Origin of the sequence: Macrococcus epidermidis (assembly GCF_003259695.1) — a bacterium.
Taxonomy (GTDB): Bacteria; Bacillota; Bacilli; order Staphylococcales; family Staphylococcaceae; genus Macrococcoides; species Macrococcoides epidermidis.
This window is the reverse complement of record NZ_PZJH01000004.1, coordinates 1-18,206: the sequence shown is the minus strand read 5'-3', so window position 1 is coordinate 18,206 and position 18,206 is coordinate 1. Positions and strand designations below refer to the sequence as shown.

Here is an 18,206-nt window from a genome sequence, read left to right as displayed (position 1 = left end):
ATATATGCTATACCCTATTTTGACAGCCCATAACACTATAAATATGAATATTATGAATAATTAAGGCAAACAACTATTTGTGGTTTTAAAAGTGTATTGAATAGGTTATAATAGTTTTATTAATGAAATCTAGGGGGATTACCAATGAATACATTATTAATCGGTATGGTATGTATCGCTTTCCTAACAGCTATCTTAACTGCTGGTCGTGAATCTAGCTACGGTGTTAAGGAAGAAGATTTAAACAAATAATCACAAAATAAGCCGAAGACAAATTGTCTTCGGCTTATTTTTATTGTTTCAGAAATCCTTGTTGCTTTACGACACCATCTACATCAAGACGTGCTTTACCACCAAGCATCTGTATTACCTGTTCACTCCATTTATCATCACGTTTACCTGCTGTACGCGCTTTATAATAGGCACTCGTGCGCACATCATAATCTTTATAATCATCATAGCTAAAAGGCTGATATGTATTCTCATGATAAACAACGTCCAGTGGTAATCTTTCTTTCTGACTTCCCACGTCATCTGGTACACCGACAACCATGCCAAACAATGGATATGTGTATGCCGGTAAATTAAGCAAATCTATCACACGCTGCATATTATTGCGTAATGATCCGATATAACAAATACCAAGTCCCATACTTTCAGCTGCGACTGCCATATTCTGACTAGCTAAAGCAGCGTCTACCGTACCGACTAATAGCGATTCTGTCGTCCCGAAATAATCATCTACATTTGATTTTAAGTGGTTACCTAATCCATGATGACGATGATAATCAACTACAAATACAAAGAGATGACCATTATGTTCCACGTAAGATTGACCACTGATTGCTCTAAGTTGATGCTTAATTTGCTGGTCAGTAATACCGATAATTGAATATGCCTGGACATAACTTGATGTCGATGCACTTTGTGCTGCACGCACTAAAGTCTTAATCGTCTCCTGATTGAGCGCTTCATCTTTAAATTTACGAATTGAGCGATGGTTCTGTAATAACTGGATTATATCGTTCATCACCTGACCTCCTTAATTTAAGCCTGGATAGTTTTGTTGACGTAAAGCTTCATAGATTAATATTGCTGCTGTATTTGATAAATTAAGCGAACGAACATTGTCGTTCATTGGAATGCGCAGTGCTGTGTCCATATATTTTTCTTTAACCCAGTCCGGTAAACCAGTTGTTTCACGACCAAAGATAAAGAAATGTTTCTCGTCAGGGTTACTATAATCGAATGTCGTATGAGGTTTCGTACCAAACTTCGTCAGTAAATAATAGTGACCTTCATTCTTTTCAAAGAATTCTTCGATACTATCGTAATAAGTGATATTTACAAATTTCCAGTAATCCAAGCCGGCACGACGTAACATTTTATCGTCAGTAGAGAATCCTAGCGGACGAATTAAATGAAGATGCGTATCTGTTGCTGCACAACTTCTAGCGATATTTCCTGTGTTAGCAGGTATTTCCGGTTGATATAATACTACGTTAATTGATGACATTTATTTTTCCACACTTTCTATACTTTTTAATATTTCTAGTTTAACATCATTATCTGTTTCTTTTTCATATCTTGCCTTTAAATAATCAATTTCATCATGACTCATTTGACCAATAGCCCAATAAGCTGTTCCCTTAATTTCTGGTCGAGGATCACTTTCTGCGACTTCCTTTAAATCTGGTACTGCATCGATTTCTTTGAAATGAGCGAGTGCTAAAATAGCATTACGTTGAATCGGTTTCTTGCCGCGCCAGGCACCAGCTAGATGACCAAATTCTGCTTTGAAAGTTTTATTCGTCATCTTGAGTAGAGGAACGAGGAGGGGCTTTAACTTTTCAGGTTCCAGTTCAATATCCTCATGGGTTGTATTGATACCTCGATTCTTCGGACACACTTGCTGACACGTGTCGCACCCATATAGACGATTACCAATCTTACTACGATATTCGTCCGGTATAAATCCTTTTGTCTGTGTGAGGAAACTGATGCATTTATTCGAATCAAGCTGCCCATTACCTAGGAGAGCACCTGTCGGACAACGATCAATGCAAATTGTACAATCTAAACATGATTCTATTACTGGGTGATCAGGTTCAAATGGAATCGATACAAGTATTTCGCCAAGATAAGTCCATGTGCCTAAATCTTTATTTAAGATAAAACCATTTTTAGCTGCATAGCCGAGACCCGCACGTTCAGCAACTGCCCTGTCACTGAGCACACCTGTATCTACCATATTCATCGTTTGTGCTTCAGGGACTCTCTCTTTAATAAATGCGACAAGCAGTTCGAGTCGTTTATTTAATAGCGTGTGATAATCAATTCCCCATGATGCACGTGCGAAAATACCTCGTCTTGCGCCACGAATACTCTTCGGAGCATTAGGTAGCTTATTCGGATAACCGACGGCAATCGCAATAATAGACTGCGCTTCAGGGAGAGAAAGCTTAGGGTTGATACGTTCTTCAATCGTGCCTTTCTCAAAACCAGAATCATAGTTATTTGCATAATATGCTTCCAGTTTTGGACGCAGTGACTCAAAAGGTTCTGCTGTAGTGAAACCGATGGCATCTATGCCAATCGTCTTACTATATTCAATAATTTCCTGCTTTAACTTTTGATACACCCATCTCTCCCCCTTTTCACTTTATAAGACTATTATTTTACCATAAAATTGATTCTTTTAAGAGATAATAATTACATCATCCAAAACAAAGAAGCTACAATCAAATTTGATTGTAGCAGTTTTCTCACTTTGCTTAATAATATTTACGAAGCATTATAAAACTTTCGATAAAAATGCTTTCGCACGTTCATTTTGAGGGTTATTAAATAATTGTTCTGGTGGTGCATCTTCCTGAACGACGCCATTATCCATAAATACAACTCTGTCAGCAACTTCTCTGGCAAAACCCATCTCATGGGTTACGACGACCATCGTCATTCCTTCTTCAGCCAGCTTCTTCATAACAGCTAATACATCGCCTACTACTTCAGGATCAAGCGCTGACGTTGGCTCGTCGAATAAGATAACATCCGGATCCATAGCAAGCGCTCTGGCAATCGCTACACGCTGTTTTTGACCACCAGATAATTGCGAAGGATAATTATCTGCTCTATCAGATAATCCGACTTTTTCTAATAAATCTAATGCTTTTGTTTCCAATTCACTTTTCTTACCCTTACCTAGTAATGATGGCGCAAGCATTAAGTTCTCTTTAGCTGTCTTATGCGGAAAGAGATTAAAGCTTTGGAATACCATCCCCATCTTCTGACGGAGTTTATTTATATCAGTTCCTTTAGCAGTGAGAGCGTTACCTTCAAATATAATTTCACCGCTCGTCGGTGTTTCCAGTAGATTTAAACAACGTAACAACGTTGATTTACCACTACCAGATGGACCGATAATTGCAACAACCTCTCCTTCTGAAATTTCAAGATCAATGCCTTTTAACACTTCAACCTTACCAAAATATTTATGCAAATTATTTACTTTAATCACTAACCCTCATTCTCCTTTCAAATACATTCATCACTCGACTTAGTGCGAATGTAAGGATGAAGTATACAACTGCGGCAATCAATAATGGTGTAAATGGATCGAATGATGCACCTTGAACAACTTGTGCATTAAACATCAATTCAGAAACACCGATAACAGAAACAATTGATGATTCTTTAATTACAGTGACGAATTCATTACCTAAAGCAGGTAAGATATTTTTAATTGCTTGAGGCATCACAACTTTATTCATCGTCTGTGCATGGCTTAAACCTAAAGAACGTGCTGCTTCAGTTTGACCTTTATCTACCGCATTAATACCGGCACGAATAATTTCGGCAATATATGCAGCGCAGTTAATGACAAGCGCAATTGCACCACAAATAAATGCTGATAAGTCGATACCTAGTACTGCTGTTGTTCCAAAATAAACTAAAAATACTTGAACAAGTAATGGTGTACCACGAATAAACTCAATGTAAATCCATGATAAAGTTTTTAAAATTATATTCTTGCTTAATTTCATAAAGGCGAGAATACCACCGAAGATTGAGCCTAAAACTACACCGATTAATGAAATTAAGATTGTAGCACCAATACCCTGAATAAAGAATGAACCATATTTACTGAAAAATGACCCTTCATCAAACATCGCTTCATTCGCTTTATCTTTATAACCTTTCATTAATCCTTTATCTTCTACTTCTTTAATCGTTTTATTAAGTGCATCAAGTAACTTTGGAGAATCTTTCGGCAGAGCAATTGCCGTTCCTTTATTCTCATCAGCAAACTGCATATCAGAGAAAGCTAAGTTTGTATTTTGTGATAAATATGCTTCACCAACTGGACCTTCTAATACAACGCCATCAATCTTACCTGTATTTAAAGACATAATAATTTCAGGCACACGTGTCAGTGACGTGACGTTCGCATCAGGAATTTCAGTCTTGGCAAGCTCTTCTTGTGTTGTTTGTTTTTGAACGCCAATGTTCTTTCCTTTGAAATCTTCAATTGATTTTAACTTTTTTGCATCTTTCTTCTGTATAATCATACGCTGCTGAACATGCATATAATAGTCAGAGAAGTCCACTTCTTTTTTACGTTCAGGTGTTGGTGACATACCGGAAATAATTACGTCAATCTTCCCAGTCTTTAGAGCACCAAGTAAACTATCGAACTGCATATTTACTATCTTTAATTCAACACCAAGATCTTTCGCTAATTTTTTTGAAAGTTCGATATCAATACCTGCATATTCTCGCTTTCCGTTAACCGTTTTCTCAAATTCATATGGTGCATAATCGGCAGATAATCCGACACGCAGCACACCGTTTTTCTTAATCGTATCGTATTGATCGGTTTTTGCATGAGCCGTAAATGGTGTAATCGTTGCAATCATAACAATCAATATAAGATAACTTAATAACTTTTTAAAAGACAATGACTTCCCCTCCTTTGGATAAAATTTATTATACACTTATATGTATAAGTATACAAGTCAGAATTATTATTTTTTTCTGTTTATTTCGCTTATCCTTTTGCTTATTAAAGGGAGTTAGCGTATAATCATTAACAAAAATAGTTGAAAGAGAAGTGTATAAAATGCCGCAATTAAATGAATTCATCAATGAAGTAACAATACCTGGAACGCGAGAGTTTGCAAATAAAGCAGCAGGTCTAGAAGATTGTATCGATTTAACATTAGGACAGTCAGATTTCGCTCCTCCTGCATCAGTCAAACATGCGATGATTGAGGCGATTGAAAATGATAAACTACGCTATACACATAATAGAGGTTTAATAGAGCTGAGAAATGAGATTGCAAAGTCAATTCAGAAAAAATTTAATGTCAATTATGATCCTGAAACAGAGATTGTAGTTACAAACGGAGGATCAGAAGCGATTGATGATGTATTTAGAACAATCATCAATCCTGGAGATGAAGTTATCTTACCATCACCATGTTATTTAGGATATGAACCTATCATAAAGCTGCTCGGTGCTAAAGTCGTACTCGTTGATACTTCTAAGACACACCTCGTACCTACACCAGAAGCGATTAAAGCAGCAATAACACCTAAAACAAAAGCAGTACTATTCAACTATCCGACGAATCCAACAGGTAAGACATTAACGTACGAACAAATTCAAGGATTAGCAAATATGTTAAAAGACGAAGATATCTTTATCGTAACAGATGAAATATACAGTGAAAATGTATATGACGCACCACATCATTCATTTTTAGAGTTTCCTGAACTGAGAAATAATTTATTTGTTATCAATGGTCTATCTAAATCTCACGCAGTGACAGGTGCCCGTATTGGTTACGTTGTGTCTAATGCAGAACTCATTACTCACGTCACATCAGTACATCTATATAATTCAATCTGTGTAGCAACACCGAGTCAATATGGTGCGATAGAAGCATTCAAAGATTCAGAAACAGTAAAAATTATGAATAAAGCATACATCGAACGCAGAGATTTTTTATATGAAAAATTAACCGGATTAGGATTACCAGTTGAAAAACCACAAGGTGCCTTTTATATCTTCCCGGATATATCAGCTTACAATAGCGATTCGTATCAATTTGCTTTAGACCTATTGGATCAAGAAAGATTGGCAGTTGTACCAGGAAGTGCATTCTCAGAATACGGTGAGGGACATATCAGATTATCATTTGCATCAAGTATGGAAGAAATTAAAGAGGCTATGGTAAGATTAGAACGATTTTTAAAAAATTATAATAAATAGCGTTAAAAAGTGGCCCGATTCTTTTATGGAATCGGGCCAAATATGGTGATTTGGCACGGTTCTGCTCTGGAATCGGGCAAACAAGGTGATATGGCACGGTTCTGCTCTGAAATCGGGCCAAATAAGGTGATATGGCACGGTTCTGCTCTGGAATCGGGCCAAACATGGTGATTTGGCCCGATTCTCTTAAGGAACCGGGCCATCTTACTTTATATTAATGTTCAGCTTTATAAAGATATATTTCATCATTATAACGTGGTAATACTTTTTTCAGTAATTGATGAGACATAAATGCAATCGGTAACGGAATGATGACATAAGCTAGCAATAAACTCATTACATTCTGCATTACAGTGCCGTCCATAAATTTAAAGGCATTGATCGGACCGACTAGTCCTGTGTATCCAAATCCAGCCGACATCGGCGTACCTTGAACGTTAAAGAAGTAAGCACACAATCCACCAATGATACCATTGATAAGTAGCGGCACCATAATAATAGGATGTTTGAAATATACCGGCATCATCATTTTCGCTGCACCAATAATTAATGTGATGATTGTGCCTTTATCATTCACACGCAGTGCTCCGAATAAGAATGTGTAACAACATGCAACGATACCTAGGTTTGCTGCGCCGCTCCCTAGCCCCGATAAACTAATAACAGTTGCAATTGCAACAAGAGAAATTGGTGTTGCCATCAAAAGACTATAACTAATCGCAATCAAAATACACATTAAGAGTGGGTTTAAAGTCGTAAAATGCTGAATGACCTGACCAATCGCACCCGTAAATTGTTTTACGTATGGTAGTGTAAGAGAACCGATAAATCCAGGTAAAATTCCTGCAAACAAAGGTAAAAAGACGATATTCAAACTGCCCATCTTATTTCCTAGTAAAATTAAAACAAAAGCACTAAGCGCGACGGTTAACATCATGTTTATAATGTCACCGATTCCTGCAAACATAAAACCTTTACCATTAAATTGAACGGCACCTGAACCAAGTACAGAAGCACCAGAAAGTATCGCTGTCTGTAAACCGTTAAATTTAAATTGCTGACTGATCGTAATACCAGCTAACGCACTTAAACAAAACTGAAAGATGACCAATAATTGTCCAAGACTTGTAAACACAGGATGATATCCTGCTAAATATTTAAAAAGCTCCCCAAGCATTGCATTCGGCACTAAAGCAACGACGATACCAGCTGCCATTCCATTTAATATATTTGAGAAAAACTGTTTACCGTTAATATTCATTTAAACACCTACCCTAAAAAATTATATAGTATTATTTCTATCATACTTTAGCGCTTAAAAGCAATGAATTAATAAAATTTTTTAAAATTTCCTACTACTTTGTATTTTGTTCCAGCTTATTTAACACTTCCGGTAATACTTTTGCGATATCAATATCACTACGTTCTGCAATATTAATTAACCACCAAATTGATTCTGCAATTTTATAACCAAGCTCTCCTTCACTATTAGGTTTTGGCCAACGTTTTTCTTTATCCATTACTAACCGACCGACAAGTGCTGCATCTGTTAAAAATGCTAAAGCATCTTCTTCTAAAGACCATTCAGATTGATGGTGTGATACTTCTAATGCATGATACTGTTTTCTAATCTTGATTGATTGTTCAATAATTGCTTCAAATGAATTATTCATATTATTACCTCGATTGTTTTTATACATCATAGCAGATTATCTCTTAATAAAAATAATTATTATGCATATACAAGTTATTTTTTTTGTTGAGTTCTAATAATCCATATTCTTTGACTTAAATTGACCAAACAAATAAAATATAATTAATAAGCTTATAGGAGGCACATTATGACAAACGAAAATAAAGATCTTATGTTAGAAAAAATGATAGAATCACGCACAATCTTAATCTCAGGTGGTATTGATGATAAATCAGCGAAAGAAGTTGTTAATCAATTATTATTATTAGATTCAATCAATCATGATCCGATTAAATTAATCATCTCTTCTCCAGGTGGACATGTAGATTCAGGTTATTTAATACATGATATGATTAATTTCATCGAATCAGAAGTTAAAATTATTGGTGCAGGATGGGTAGTTAGTGCAGGCGTATTAATTTACTTATCAGGTAAGAAAGAAAATCGCTACGCATTACCTAATACACGCTTCATGATTCACCAACCAAGTGGTGGTACACAAGGACAAGCGTCCAACATGGAAATTACTGCAAAAGAAATTATCCGTACACGTCAAAAATTAAACGAATTAATCGCACGTGAAACTGGCAAATCTGTAGAAGAAGTTGAACAACATACAGGTCGTGATTACTGGTTAAGCACACAAGAAGCTTTAGAGTACGGTATCGTCAATAAAATTATCGAAAATCAAAAAGAAATCTAGATCATAAATCCCAATGCGCATTTTGATGCATTGGGATTTTTTTCGGCAGTTTTAGCGGTATCTTCTCTCTTTACCACTCGATTCCGCTATTGCGCTCCAGTTTTAGCGGTATCTTTTATCTTCATTACTCGATTCCGCTATTACGCTTCAGTTTTAGCGATATCTTCTCTCTTTACCACTCGATTCCGCTATTGCTTCAAATAATCATTAATATAACCATTCACTGCTTCACGTGACTGGAAAATTACCTGCTTTTTATCGGGATATTTCTCTAGTAGCTCAATTACTTTTGGTCTGCTCACAATATTATATTGTTTAATGAATGCAATAAATTCTGAATCCGTTTCATTAGTCTCTATCCAAGGCATATCTGGCCTCTCTTTTCTTTTTCTTTGCTCGATACTCTCCAGACAAACTTCAACCGGTAAGTCTAAGAAATAAATCGTGTCACATGCAGCGATGCGCATCTCAATGGTTGATCCATAATTCCCGTCAATAATCCACGTCTCACCTTTTAACGCTTCCCTTTGTCGATTCAAAAATACTTCTCTTTCTACTACAGTTCGATCTGACTTCCAGTTCAAAAGATCAAGATGAATAACTGGTATATCTAAACATTTACTGAGATTACGAGAAAACGTACTTTTTCCGCTTCCAGGACAACCGATTACTATTATCTTTTTCATAGGTAACCCCCAAAATCTTTATTATCTAAAATAATTCATTTAGCAACGCCACATACTGTGCTGTATCTTCCGGATGATGTCTAGTACTCGTTGAAAGCCGTAAAGCCATAATAATTCTTGCATATATTAAAAATTCTTTATACTCAATCCAGCTAAACTTTAAATAATAGTCATAATATGCACGCAGTGTTTCTTCATTGATGTCATAAGGACTTGAACAATATAAAAACAATAGTTCATATAATATCAAATTCTGCATCGGAGTTGGATCGATTACAGATAGCACTTCTTTTTGCATAATAAAATTATGATAACCGAAATCGCCATGAACATATTTCGGTGCTTCTTCTGGTAATGCTACAGTGCCCAAGGCATCAAACAATGCTTCACTATCATAATAATCATCGATGACCAGTCGTTCTAATGCCAGTTCATCTTTTAAGAATATTTTAAAATCAGGTTTTAAATCATTGATATAACCGACTCTGCTATCACAATATTCATATTGATTCATAAAATTTATCTTATCTAGTATCTTTAATTTACTGTAATGCCCATTCAGCATCGAACCTTTCATATGTTCCATTAATATATATGTTGTATCATCTGTCGTAATACACTCAGGAAAAACCTCTATTTGCTGATATCTTTTCAGAAACTGACTTTCAGACTGAATTGATAATGGTGGATTGAGTTTAAGAATATATTTCTTATCAAATTCATCGATAAAGAATACTTTGCTCGTTGTTCCCGTTGTGATTTCAGTTAGCACACATCGTCCACTGACATAATGCATATCCTGTAATGCAAATAACACTCCTCTTACTGAAGCCAAGCTATCACGTCCTATCTATAATTTGCATCTTTATATTATATTCGATATTATGACTAAAAACTATCGAGGTTAAAAGATGAACTTAAAGCAACGCGCTAAACAATTAAAAATAGATGTTCCAGCTATATTTATCGCTTTACATAAAAAAGAAACACCAATACTTGCTAAAGTATTGGCGCTTATCACCATCATTTATGCACTGTCCCCTATAGACCTAATACCTGATTTTATTCCAGTACTAGGATTTTTAGATGACATTATCTTGTTACCATTATTCATTAGTTCTACCATTAAACTGATTCCTGATGACATCTTTACTCAATGCCAGCATGAAGCTCAAAGTTTGACGCGTAAAGATTTAAAACGCTGGTATTTTGCATTGCCAATTCTACTCATATGGCTATTTACTTTCTATGCACTCTTTCAATTATTCCATTCATTATTTAACCAATAAATTTGATTTGTTTCACGCTTAATTCACAAACCTATATTACGCCATTTTACCATACTGATTAGTAGTTTTCTAACTTTCATCCATCTTGAAAATATAATTTTGTCTTTTCTAAGCAAACAATGTACATATGATATTGACATTATGATATTGACATCTTTATAATCTATATATTGCTTGAAAGGAGTGACGTGATGAATAATAAATTAAAAGGGATTATGTTTGTCACATTAGGGTCAATATTCTGGGGTGTCGGAGGCACCGTATCCCAGCAAATCTTTCAAGGCTATAGCGTACCACTTGATTGGTTTATAACCATTAGATTAATCTTAAGCGGTATCTTTTTGCTTTGCCTGGCCATGATAAGGAAGCAAAATATACTGAATGTATTTCGCGATAAGCATACATTTTTCCAGCTTGTGATTTATTCAATATTTGGAATGCTTGCGGTACAGTATACATTTCTAGCATCAATAGAAGCGGGTAATGCAGCAGTAGCGACGCTCTTACAATATTTAGCGCCGATTGTCATACTGACTTTCCTGCTTATTACACGTAAGACAGAGTTTAGAGCGATAGATCTGATCATTATACTCGTCTCATCATTCGGAACATTTCTATTGCTCACGAGCGGTAATATTAACAATGTTGTCGTACCGCCAGCAGCAATTATCTGGGGATTATTATCAGCAATCGCAGCAGCGTTCTATACAATGTACGCCGGAAGACTCTTTGTCCGTAATACCCCACTCGTTATTATTGGATGGGCGATGCTTATAGCAGGATTGTTTATCAGTCTATTCAATAGACACTGGCAGATCAATCCACTGTCATACGGTGCAATGTTTAACATTTATCTCATATTCGTTATCATCGTTGGAACCGCGCTAGCCTTCTTCCTATATCTACTCAGCGTAAAATATATCGATCCACAACTTACTGCGCTACTCGGATGTATTGAACCATTAACAGCAGTTATTCTCAGTATTGTTTGGCTGAAACAACCATTTGATATCATCCAATGTGCTGGAATGATGATTATACTCGGTGTCGTGCTATTCATATCTATATTAAATACAAAAGAAAAAAACCAAGCTTCTCATTAATGAGATGTTTGGTTTAAAAATTTGTTAGATCGCATTGAAAACTTCTGATTCATAACACTTAATACAAGTACAATGCAACTCACGCCACAAACTAGAAACGTTATACCATAGTATCCTTGATCAAAGATGATTCCAAATATAATATAAGAAATTGGCATCAGTAACTGTGCTGTTAAATTGATTACAGAGAATACCCTTCCCTGAACACGTGCTTCGATATGCTCCTGAAAGAATACAAACAATGGTGTATTAACAAACTGTGCTGTAACACCTAATAGTAGACCACAAATAAAGAAAGTAATATAAACCGGCCATAAGCTATTCATTAACAGCAATGGCAAACTTATCACTATTAAAAATACACCCTCTAATAATAATCCCTTTTTAAGCATAGGAAACGGATTATCAAATTTTTTCTTATTACCAATAATTATGCCACCTATCAATACACCCACACTAAAAGATGCTTCTAATATCCCCATCATTTCTGAGCTTGCTTCAAAATGACCGATGATAATTTTGCTCATTCCAATATTTATACCTGATACAAAGAAGTTTAAGGACATAAATAATATAAGGAGTGTTCTTAAAATTTCATGATGCCAGATATATTGTAACCCATACTTAAAACTTTTAAAGACACCTTCTTCTTCAATTATTGCATCATTTGAATCAACAGCATCATCCTTTTGAAATAATTTGAAATTAATCATAAGAATGACCAAACTTGCACAAATATATGCAATAACGAAAATGAATAAAAATAATTCTTTAGACACAAATCCATATAATAATCCACCTAACACTGGACCTAAAAGCATCGACAAACTACTTGCTGTGGAATTATATCCCATTGTCTTTTGTAAATGTTCACCATGAACAATATGCGGAATTGCTGCCATAAAACTTGGATTGCTCGCACTTGAAATAAATGCAGCAAAAAAAGTTACGATGTATAGGGCAATGATATTAAAACCTAGAAAATGAATATAGAGCAATAAAAGAAATACTAAAATAGCTTCTATAAATATACTCCAGAATATAACCTTTTTACGATCAAAGTTATCTGCTAAGTATCCAGATAACGGTGTTACCACGATTCTACCAAGAACACTCATCGCTAAATTAATTGAAAACAGTTTGGCAGAACCTGTAGCAGAAAGGATATAAAAACTGATACCGAAACTATAGATGGATACACCTAACATCGAAATCATCGTACTTAATATTAATAGATACATTTGACGTTTTGATTGTTTCATTTCTAAATCCATAATATCTACCTCCATAAGTTTAATTTAATTAAACTTATTATATAAAATAAAAATTTGAAAAGCAAATGAAAGTTTAATATAATTAAACTAGTTAATGGAGGTTATTATGAATACATTAGGTTCTAAAATTAGAAGTCTTCGCAAAAGTAAAAAAATGACGCTCGTAGATCTCGCTGGGGATTATATGACAAAGGGTATGCTCAGTCTTATAGAAAATGATAAAAACAATCCATCAATGGAAAGTTTAGAATACATCGCTAAAAAGTTAGACACTACAGTAAGTGTCCTGTTGGAAGATGGGGATGAGGAAATTACAAATCAAATTTATAATAAGGTTAAAGAAATTATTAATGTACCAAGTCTTTTTCATAATGAAGTAATAAAACAAACGGTTTCTCCTTATATAGATCAAATTAAGCAAAACAGAAAAGGAGCTTTTATATTTCAGTGGTATGCATTTACTAAAGGAATAGAAAAAGATGATAAAACAGCCATGCATTATCTAACAATGGCTAAAGAAATATATATAAAAAATGATGACAAAAATGCTCTCCTTGATGTTGAAAATGATTTAATTTCTGTATATTTTATACTTGGTAAATACGATAGTGCTTTTACTAAAGGAGTAGAATTATATGAAAAATATAAAGAAGATAACGATATTACTGATCCAAATTTAATTCCAAGATTACTGTTATCAATAGCAGCTTATGGCTATTCTTCATATGATACGAGTAATTTAATTAAATATTTAGAGTTAGCTGAAGAAGTATCTATACAAAATAAGACATTTAAACTTCTTTCACCAATTTACAAATCACAATGCTTTAAGTATTTACTGGATGAAGATATGGATAAATATCAATCTACATATAAAAAGTTTGATATCTTAAAACAATTTAATCCTGAAGATTTCCAAACAAAATTTGATATGTACACAGCCGATTTAATCTATCACTTCTATCGAAGAGAATATAAAGAATTAAAGAATCTATTAGAAGTACAGCAACAAATATTAGTACATGATAAATATCAGACTGAAGTAGATGATAATTTTAATAATATCTGGCAACTATATGAGGCAATTGCATTATATAATTTAGGTGATTTTGATAATGCTATTAAAAAATTAAATGACTATCCAAATGACATACCATATTTAGCTCCAGCTGATATAAGTATACACGCTCAAAAATATACTTATCTCGCTATTAATGCTGAACGTAAAAATGAAAATGATAATGCAAAAGAATATATCATGAAAGCAATGGATATCATTAAAAATATCCCTCCAAACCATTTTACAAAAATTACAGAAGACACATACAAAAGAATTATGAACCAAAACAAGCCCACAGATTATCTTTCATAATCTGTGGGCTTTCATTAATTAAGTAATCTTTGTGCTATTAATTTTTGCAACTTCACAATATCAGTGTCCTTATTAAATAATTTAACGATTGGCATTTGAATACCTGCCACAAAAAGTTTTAATTCTGCATCAATATCAAATCGACCTGCATTTTCTACACTGAATGCTCTAATATTCTTATAAGGTATTGTAATAAACTCAATCTTCTTACCTGAGAACCCTTGTTTATCAACGATTAAGATACGTTTATTCGTGAACACAAACAAATCACGAATTAGAATAAAACTCGCCTCAACTACTTCATCTTCAAGCAAATAATCCTGAAATTCATTTTGAACTTCCTCTGTATTTTTTTCACTAGAGTTGCCCATCAATTCATCAAATAATCCCATTCTAATGCCTCCTTATTTTGTATAATATTAATATAACAAAATAAATTTGGAATTAATAGGAATAAGAGTATGTATTTAAAATATTACATTTCCCTTAATGCGCTCAATTGGTTCTGATTTTTATCAAAGTTACTATCATCTAACCACGACTCTAATCTCAATTTATTGGCTGGCCATTCTTTATCAATTATTGAAAACCAATTTGTATCACGGTTACGTCCTTTATAAACAGTTGCTTGTCTAAATGTACCTTCAAACGTAAAGCCTAATCGTGTTGCTGATTTATTCGATGTCTCATTTAAGCTATCACATTTCCATTCGTAGCGTCGATACTTTAATTCTTCAAATACATACTTCATAACTATATACTGCGCTTCTGTTGCCTGTCTGCTGCGTTTTAATAATGGAGAATAAACAATCCATCCCATTTCAATGACCCTATTCAGATTGTCTATACGCATGAGAGAGAATGTTCCTACTGCTTTTTGTGTATGATTGTCGATAATCGTTAAATAGTAAGGATCAACAGAAGCTATTAACTGTATTAAATAATCTTTAAATTCTAATTTACTCTCAAATCTTTGAATCGGCATATATGTAAGATTTTCTGGTTCTGATGATGCACCATATATTTCATATAAATCATCACAGTGCTTAATATTAATTTTTTCTATAGTAACAGTCTTTCCCGTAATTGATTGTATGTTAGGTAGTATTCCAGGTGAATAATCTTTAATCAAATCTCCTACTGGCTGATTATATTCGTTATATCTCATAATTATCCTACTTTCTTATGTGTGTCTGTTGCTATTATATTAAACAATTCCGGATACACCAAGTATCCGGAATTGTTCAGGTATCTAAAATAAAAAAAGTCCCTCTAACTAAAAGTTAAAGGGACATTAGTACCACCGGTCGGGGTCGAACCGACACTCCGTGAGGAACCGGATTTTGAGTCCGGCGCGTCTGCCAATTCCGCCACGGTGGCTTAGTAAAATTTATTATTTAATAAGTATAATACTTAAAAAAGTTATGGTCAAGAATTTCATCCTATTTTCAATCTATGTTCACAAATAGCAAATGACCTGTTATAATGAACGTGTAATAAAGTCTCGTCAACTTTATTATCACCAAATTTCATTTTCGTTTAATTACTTTTAACTACAGAATCTTTCTGTAGTTCTTTTTTTATCTCTATGTATTCACATAAATTCTACGAAAAAAATAAGCATGCATCATGCAGCTTAACAAAAATGGAGCGGAAGGTAGGACTTACACCTACATCTCGAACCAGGAAGGTCCGTATTCTAAGAGTTGAAATACTCCCGCATATATAAAATTAATGGAGGCGCCAACCGGATTTGAACCGGTGATAAAGGTTTTGCAGACCTCTGCCTTACCACTTGGCTATGGCGCCTAAAGCTGGGCTAGCTGGATTCGAACCAACGAGTGACGGAGTCAAAGTCCGTTGCCTTACCGCTTGGCTATAGCCCAATATTAAAAAATTAAGGGCGACTGATGGGAATCGAACCCACGAGTGTCGGAACCACAATCCGATGCGTTAACCACTTCGCCACAATCGCCATGGCAGGGGCAGTAGGAATCGAACCCACATCAAAGGTTTTGGAGACCTCTATTCTACCGTTAAACTATGCCCCTAAAAATAAACAAATAAAAAATGGTGGAGGGGGGCAGATTCGAACTGCCGAACCCGAAGGAGCGGATTTACAGTCCGCCGCGTTTAGCCACTTCGCTACCCCTCCAAGATGGTGCCGGAAAAAGGACTTGAACCCTCAACCTACTGATTACAAGTCAGTTGCTCTACCAGTTGAGCTATTCCGGCATAATAATAAAAAAGATGGCTCAGGACGGAATCGAACCGCCGACACATGGATTTTCAATCCATTGCTCTACCGACTGAGCTACTGAGCCATACAAATGGCGGTCCCGACGGGAATCGAACCCGCGATCTCCTGCGTGACAGGCAGGCATGTTAACCGCTACACCACGGGACCACTAATAATTGCGGGAGGCGGATTTGAACCACCGACCTTCGGGTTATGAGCCCGACGAGCTACCAGACTGCTCCATCCCGCGATAATAATAAATAATTGAAAATCTTTTTTATTTTATTTTGCTGAAGTAAAAAATAATGGCGGAGGAAGAGGGATTCGAACCCCCGCGAGCCGTTAAGCCCCTGTCGGTTTTCAAGACCGATCCCTTCAGCCGGACTTGGGTATTCCTCCATTATATAAAAATAATTAAGTGGACCTTGCAGGACTCGAACCTGCGACCCAACGGTTATGAGCCGTTTGCTCTAACCAACTGAGCTAAAGGTCCTAAATCCTAAAAGTACACATTAAGTTTTAAAAAAGATAGTGGCGGCAGAGGGGATCGAACCCCCGACCTCACGGGTATGAACCGTACGCTCTAGCCAGCTGAGCTACGCCGCCGAAATAATATTAAGTTAATATGGTGGAGACTAGCGGGATCGAACCGCTGACCTCCTGCGTGCAAAGCAGGCGCTCTCCCAGCTGAGCTAAGCCCCCATATTAAAGCTTTTAAAGCAAATCGGGAAGACAGGATTCGAACCTGCGACCCCTTGGTCCCAAACCAAGTGCTCTACCAAGCTGAGCTACTTCCCGTAGCTAGTAATTAAAATAATGGCGCGCCCGAGAGGAGTCGAACCCCTAACCTTTTGATCCGTAGTCAAACGCTCTATCCAATTGAGCTACGGGCGCTAATGGTGCCGAGGACCGGAATCGAACCGGTACGGTAATCACTTACCGCAGGATTTTAAGTCCTGTGCGTCTGCCAGTTCCGCCACCCCGGCTTTTAAGTAATAAAAGCCATAATTATTACGATAGAATTAATGGAGCGAAAGACGGGATTCGAACCCGCGACCCCAACCTTGGCAAGGTTGTATTCTACCACTGAACTACTTTCGCAAATATGGTGCGGGTGAAGGGAGTCGAACCCCCACGCCAAAGGCGCTAGATCCTAAGTCTAGTGCGTCTGCCAGTTCCGCCACACCCGCATGCAAGTATTAAGTATATAAATAATGGTGAGCCATAGAGGATTCGAACCTCTGACCCTTTGATTAAAAGTCAAATGCTCTACCAACTGAGCTAATGGCTCAAAGAAATGGTGCCGGAAAAAGGACTTGAACCCTCAACCTACTGATTACAAGTCAGTTGCTCTACCAGTTGAGCTATTCCGGCATAATAATAAATAAATGGTGGAGGATGACGGGCTCGAACCGCCGACCCTCTGCTTGTAAGGCAGATGCTCTCCCAGCTGAGCTAATCCTCCTGGGTATATATTGCCCGGCAACGTCCTACTCTCGCGGATCGTAAGACCAACTACCATCGGCGCTAGAGAGCTTAACTTCTGTGTTCGGTATGGGAACAGGTGTGACCT

The 18,206-nt window shown here is 36.0% G+C and carries 17 protein-coding genes, 22 tRNA genes and 1 rRNA gene; 5 read left to right on the top strand and 35 right to left on the bottom strand.

Annotation, left to right across the window (positions count from 1 at the left end; genetic code table 11):
* Positions 1-292 precede the first annotated feature (292 nt).
* The 5 genes from nfsA to BHU61_RS08965 form a co-directional block, all read right to left on the bottom strand.
* A complete protein-coding gene (gene nfsA / locus BHU61_RS08985) occupies positions 293-1,030 on the bottom strand; it encodes an oxygen-insensitive NADPH nitroreductase (RefSeq protein WP_111716268.1) in 738 nt (245 codons plus the stop codon).
* Positions 1,031-1,042: 12 nt separating this feature from the next.
* Positions 1,043-1,516 carry a tRNA (uridine(34)/cytosine(34)/5-carboxymethylaminomethyluridine(34)-2'-O)-methyltransferase TrmL gene (gene trmL / locus BHU61_RS08980; protein ID WP_096075976.1) on the bottom strand — a complete coding sequence of 158 codons (474 nt, stop codon included), beginning with the start codon at positions 1,514-1,516 and terminating at the stop codon, positions 1,043-1,045.
* A complete protein-coding gene (gene queG, locus BHU61_RS08975) occupies positions 1,517-2,641 on the bottom strand; it encodes a tRNA epoxyqueuosine(34) reductase QueG (RefSeq protein WP_111716267.1) in 1,125 nt (374 codons plus the stop codon). It lies immediately after the preceding gene.
* A gap of 153 nt (positions 2,642-2,794) precedes the next feature.
* Complete coding sequence (locus BHU61_RS08970; protein ID WP_111716265.1) at positions 2,795-3,517, bottom strand: amino acid ABC transporter ATP-binding protein; 723 nt, start codon at positions 3,515-3,517, stop codon at positions 2,795-2,797.
* Entirely contained in the window at positions 3,510-4,916 is a 1,407-nt protein-coding gene (locus tag BHU61_RS08965) for an ABC transporter substrate-binding protein/permease (protein ID WP_111716570.1), read from the bottom strand. Before BHU61_RS08965 ends, BHU61_RS08970 begins: the two co-directional genes overlap by 8 nt.
* Positions 4,917-5,119: 203 nt before the next feature.
* Between BHU61_RS08965 and BHU61_RS08960 the strand changes: the two genes are divergently transcribed.
* Entirely contained in the window at positions 5,120-6,274 is a 1,155-nt protein-coding gene (locus BHU61_RS08960; protein WP_111716264.1) for an aminotransferase class I/II-fold pyridoxal phosphate-dependent enzyme, read from the top strand.
* Positions 6,275-6,488: 214 nt separating this feature from the next.
* Here the strand turns inward: BHU61_RS08960 and BHU61_RS08955 are convergent, their stop codons facing one another.
* Entirely contained in the window at positions 6,489-7,535 is a 1,047-nt protein-coding gene (locus tag BHU61_RS08955) for a PTS sugar transporter subunit IIC (protein ID WP_111716262.1), read from the bottom strand.
* Between the two features lie 94 nt (positions 7,536-7,629).
* On the bottom strand, positions 7,630-7,947 hold the full coding sequence (locus tag BHU61_RS08950; protein ID WP_111716568.1) for a nucleoside triphosphate pyrophosphohydrolase family protein: 318 nt from the start codon (positions 7,945-7,947) through the stop codon (positions 7,630-7,632).
* A gap of 168 nt (positions 7,948-8,115) precedes the next feature.
* Between BHU61_RS08950 and BHU61_RS08945 the strand changes: the two genes are divergently transcribed.
* A complete protein-coding gene (locus BHU61_RS08945; protein WP_111716261.1) occupies positions 8,116-8,670 on the top strand; it encodes an ATP-dependent Clp protease proteolytic subunit in 555 nt (184 codons plus the stop codon).
* A 188-nt stretch (positions 8,671-8,858) separates the two neighbouring features.
* Here the strand turns inward: BHU61_RS08945 and BHU61_RS08940 are convergent, their stop codons facing one another.
* Positions 8,859-9,356, bottom strand: coding sequence for a P-loop NTPase family protein (locus BHU61_RS08940; RefSeq protein ID WP_111716259.1), 498 nt, complete (start codon positions 9,354-9,356; stop codon positions 8,859-8,861).
* Positions 9,357-9,381: 25 nt separating this feature from the next.
* On the bottom strand, positions 9,382-10,191 hold the full coding sequence (locus BHU61_RS08935; protein ID WP_111716258.1) for an aminoglycoside phosphotransferase family protein: 810 nt from the start codon (positions 10,189-10,191) through the stop codon (positions 9,382-9,384).
* Between the two features lie 76 nt (positions 10,192-10,267).
* Here BHU61_RS08935 and BHU61_RS08930 point away from each other — a divergent pair, with 76 nt between their 5' ends.
* Complete coding sequence (locus tag BHU61_RS08930) at positions 10,268-10,645, top strand: YkvA family protein (RefSeq protein ID WP_111716256.1); 378 nt, start codon at positions 10,268-10,270, stop codon at positions 10,643-10,645.
* A 191-nt stretch (positions 10,646-10,836) separates the two neighbouring features.
* The gene (locus BHU61_RS08925) at positions 10,837-11,748 is read left to right on the top strand and encodes a DMT family transporter (RefSeq protein WP_111716254.1); all 912 of its coding nucleotides are present in this window, start codon (positions 10,837-10,839) and stop codon (positions 11,746-11,748) included.
* Here the strand turns inward: BHU61_RS08925 and BHU61_RS08920 are convergent.
* On the bottom strand, positions 11,745-13,022 hold the full coding sequence (locus tag BHU61_RS08920) for an MFS transporter (RefSeq protein ID WP_170122518.1): 1,278 nt from the start codon (positions 13,020-13,022) through the stop codon (positions 11,745-11,747). The genes BHU61_RS08925 and BHU61_RS08920 overlap by 4 nt on opposite strands.
* Before the next feature lie 106 nt (positions 13,023-13,128).
* Between BHU61_RS08920 and BHU61_RS08915 the strand changes: the two genes are divergently transcribed.
* A complete protein-coding gene (locus tag BHU61_RS08915) occupies positions 13,129-14,394 on the top strand; it encodes a helix-turn-helix domain-containing protein (protein WP_170122517.1) in 1,266 nt (421 codons plus the stop codon).
* 14 nt (positions 14,395-14,408) lie between these two features.
* Here the strand turns inward: BHU61_RS08915 and BHU61_RS08910 are convergent, their stop codons facing one another.
* From BHU61_RS08910 to rrf, 25 genes are all read right to left on the bottom strand, one after another.
* The gene (locus BHU61_RS08910) at positions 14,409-14,786 is read right to left on the bottom strand and encodes a PH domain-containing protein (protein ID WP_111716250.1); all 378 of its coding nucleotides are present in this window, start codon (positions 14,784-14,786) and stop codon (positions 14,409-14,411) included.
* 83 nt (positions 14,787-14,869) lie between these two features.
* A complete protein-coding gene (locus BHU61_RS08905; protein ID WP_111716248.1) occupies positions 14,870-15,562 on the bottom strand; it encodes a GNAT family N-acetyltransferase in 693 nt (230 codons plus the stop codon).
* Positions 15,563-15,692: 130 nt separating this feature from the next.
* Positions 15,693-15,774 (bottom strand) — tRNA-Leu (locus BHU61_RS08900).
* Between the two features lie 355 nt (positions 15,775-16,129).
* A tRNA-Cys gene (locus BHU61_RS08895) sits at positions 16,130-16,203 on the bottom strand.
* A gap of 5 nt (positions 16,204-16,208) precedes the next feature.
* Positions 16,209-16,280: transfer RNA gene (locus BHU61_RS08890), tRNA-Gln, on the bottom strand.
* A gap of 16 nt (positions 16,281-16,296) precedes the next feature.
* A tRNA-His gene (locus tag BHU61_RS08885) sits at positions 16,297-16,369 on the bottom strand.
* A 2-nt stretch (positions 16,370-16,371) separates the two neighbouring features.
* Positions 16,372-16,445 (bottom strand) — tRNA-Trp (locus BHU61_RS08880).
* A gap of 20 nt (positions 16,446-16,465) precedes the next feature.
* Positions 16,466-16,549 (bottom strand) — tRNA-Tyr (locus tag BHU61_RS08875).
* 4 nt (positions 16,550-16,553) lie between these two features.
* Positions 16,554-16,629 (bottom strand) — tRNA-Thr (locus BHU61_RS08870).
* A gap of 16 nt (positions 16,630-16,645) precedes the next feature.
* Positions 16,646-16,718: transfer RNA gene (locus BHU61_RS08865), tRNA-Phe, on the bottom strand.
* A 7-nt stretch (positions 16,719-16,725) separates the two neighbouring features.
* Positions 16,726-16,801: transfer RNA gene (locus BHU61_RS08860), tRNA-Asp, on the bottom strand.
* Positions 16,802-16,809: 8 nt separating this feature from the next.
* Positions 16,810-16,883: transfer RNA gene (locus tag BHU61_RS08855), tRNA-Met, on the bottom strand.
* A gap of 56 nt (positions 16,884-16,939) precedes the next feature.
* Positions 16,940-17,032, bottom strand: a tRNA-Ser gene (locus BHU61_RS08850).
* Between the two features lie 20 nt (positions 17,033-17,052).
* Positions 17,053-17,126, bottom strand: a tRNA-Ile gene (locus BHU61_RS08845).
* A 39-nt stretch (positions 17,127-17,165) separates the two neighbouring features.
* Positions 17,166-17,239, bottom strand: a tRNA-Met gene (locus BHU61_RS08840).
* A gap of 20 nt (positions 17,240-17,259) precedes the next feature.
* A tRNA-Ala gene (locus tag BHU61_RS08835) sits at positions 17,260-17,335 on the bottom strand.
* Positions 17,336-17,357: 22 nt separating this feature from the next.
* Positions 17,358-17,431: transfer RNA gene (locus tag BHU61_RS08830), tRNA-Pro, on the bottom strand.
* A gap of 19 nt (positions 17,432-17,450) precedes the next feature.
* A tRNA-Arg gene (locus BHU61_RS08825) sits at positions 17,451-17,527 on the bottom strand.
* 3 nt (positions 17,528-17,530) lie between these two features.
* A tRNA-Leu gene (locus tag BHU61_RS08820) sits at positions 17,531-17,619 on the bottom strand.
* A 40-nt stretch (positions 17,620-17,659) separates the two neighbouring features.
* Positions 17,660-17,734, bottom strand: a tRNA-Gly gene (locus tag BHU61_RS08815).
* 5 nt (positions 17,735-17,739) lie between these two features.
* Positions 17,740-17,823, bottom strand: a tRNA-Leu gene (locus tag BHU61_RS08810).
* Positions 17,824-17,848: 25 nt separating this feature from the next.
* Positions 17,849-17,924, bottom strand: a tRNA-Lys gene (locus BHU61_RS08805).
* Positions 17,925-17,931: 7 nt separating this feature from the next.
* Positions 17,932-18,007 (bottom strand) — tRNA-Thr (locus BHU61_RS08800).
* Positions 18,008-18,022: 15 nt separating this feature from the next.
* Positions 18,023-18,098, bottom strand: a tRNA-Val gene (locus BHU61_RS08795).
* Positions 18,099-18,110: 12 nt separating this feature from the next.
* Positions 18,111-18,206: ribosomal RNA gene (gene rrf / locus BHU61_RS08790) — 5S ribosomal RNA — on the bottom strand; the annotation flags it as partial.

Coding starts and splice junctions, on each gene's coding strand:
- nfsA (WP_111716268.1), bottom strand. CDS start 1,030: ATGAACGATATAATCCAGTTATTACAGAACCATCGCTCAATTCGTAAA.
- trmL (WP_096075976.1), bottom strand. CDS start 1,516: ATGTCATCAATTAACGTAGTATTATATCAACCGGAAATACCTGCTAAC.
- BHU61_RS08965 (WP_111716570.1), bottom strand. CDS start 4,916: ATGATTGCAACGATTACACCATTTACGGCTCATGCAAAAACCGATCAA.
- BHU61_RS08960 (WP_111716264.1), top strand. CDS start 5,120: ATGCCGCAATTAAATGAATTCATCAATGAAGTAACAATACCTGGAACG.
- BHU61_RS08955 (WP_111716262.1), bottom strand. CDS start 7,535: ATGAATATTAACGGTAAACAGTTTTTCTCAAATATATTAAATGGAATG.
- BHU61_RS08950 (WP_111716568.1), bottom strand. CDS start 7,947: ATGAATAATTCATTTGAAGCAATTATTGAACAATCAATCAAGATTAGA.
- BHU61_RS08945 (WP_111716261.1), top strand. CDS start 8,116: ATGACAAACGAAAATAAAGATCTTATGTTAGAAAAAATGATAGAATCA.
- BHU61_RS08940 (WP_111716259.1), bottom strand. CDS start 9,356: ATGAAAAAGATAATAGTAATCGGTTGTCCTGGAAGCGGAAAAAGTACG.
- BHU61_RS08930 (WP_111716256.1), top strand. CDS start 10,268: ATGAACTTAAAGCAACGCGCTAAACAATTAAAAATAGATGTTCCAGCT.
- BHU61_RS08925 (WP_111716254.1), top strand. CDS start 10,837: ATGAATAATAAATTAAAAGGGATTATGTTTGTCACATTAGGGTCAATA.
- BHU61_RS08920 (WP_170122518.1), bottom strand. CDS start 13,022: ATGGATTTAGAAATGAAACAATCAAAACGTCAAATGTATCTATTAATA.
- BHU61_RS08915 (WP_170122517.1), top strand. CDS start 13,129: ATGAATACATTAGGTTCTAAAATTAGAAGTCTTCGCAAAAGTAAAAAA.
- BHU61_RS08910 (WP_111716250.1), bottom strand. CDS start 14,786: ATGGGATTATTTGATGAATTGATGGGCAACTCTAGTGAAAAAAATACA.
- BHU61_RS08905 (WP_111716248.1), bottom strand. CDS start 15,562: ATGAGATATAACGAATATAATCAGCCAGTAGGAGATTTGATTAAAGAT.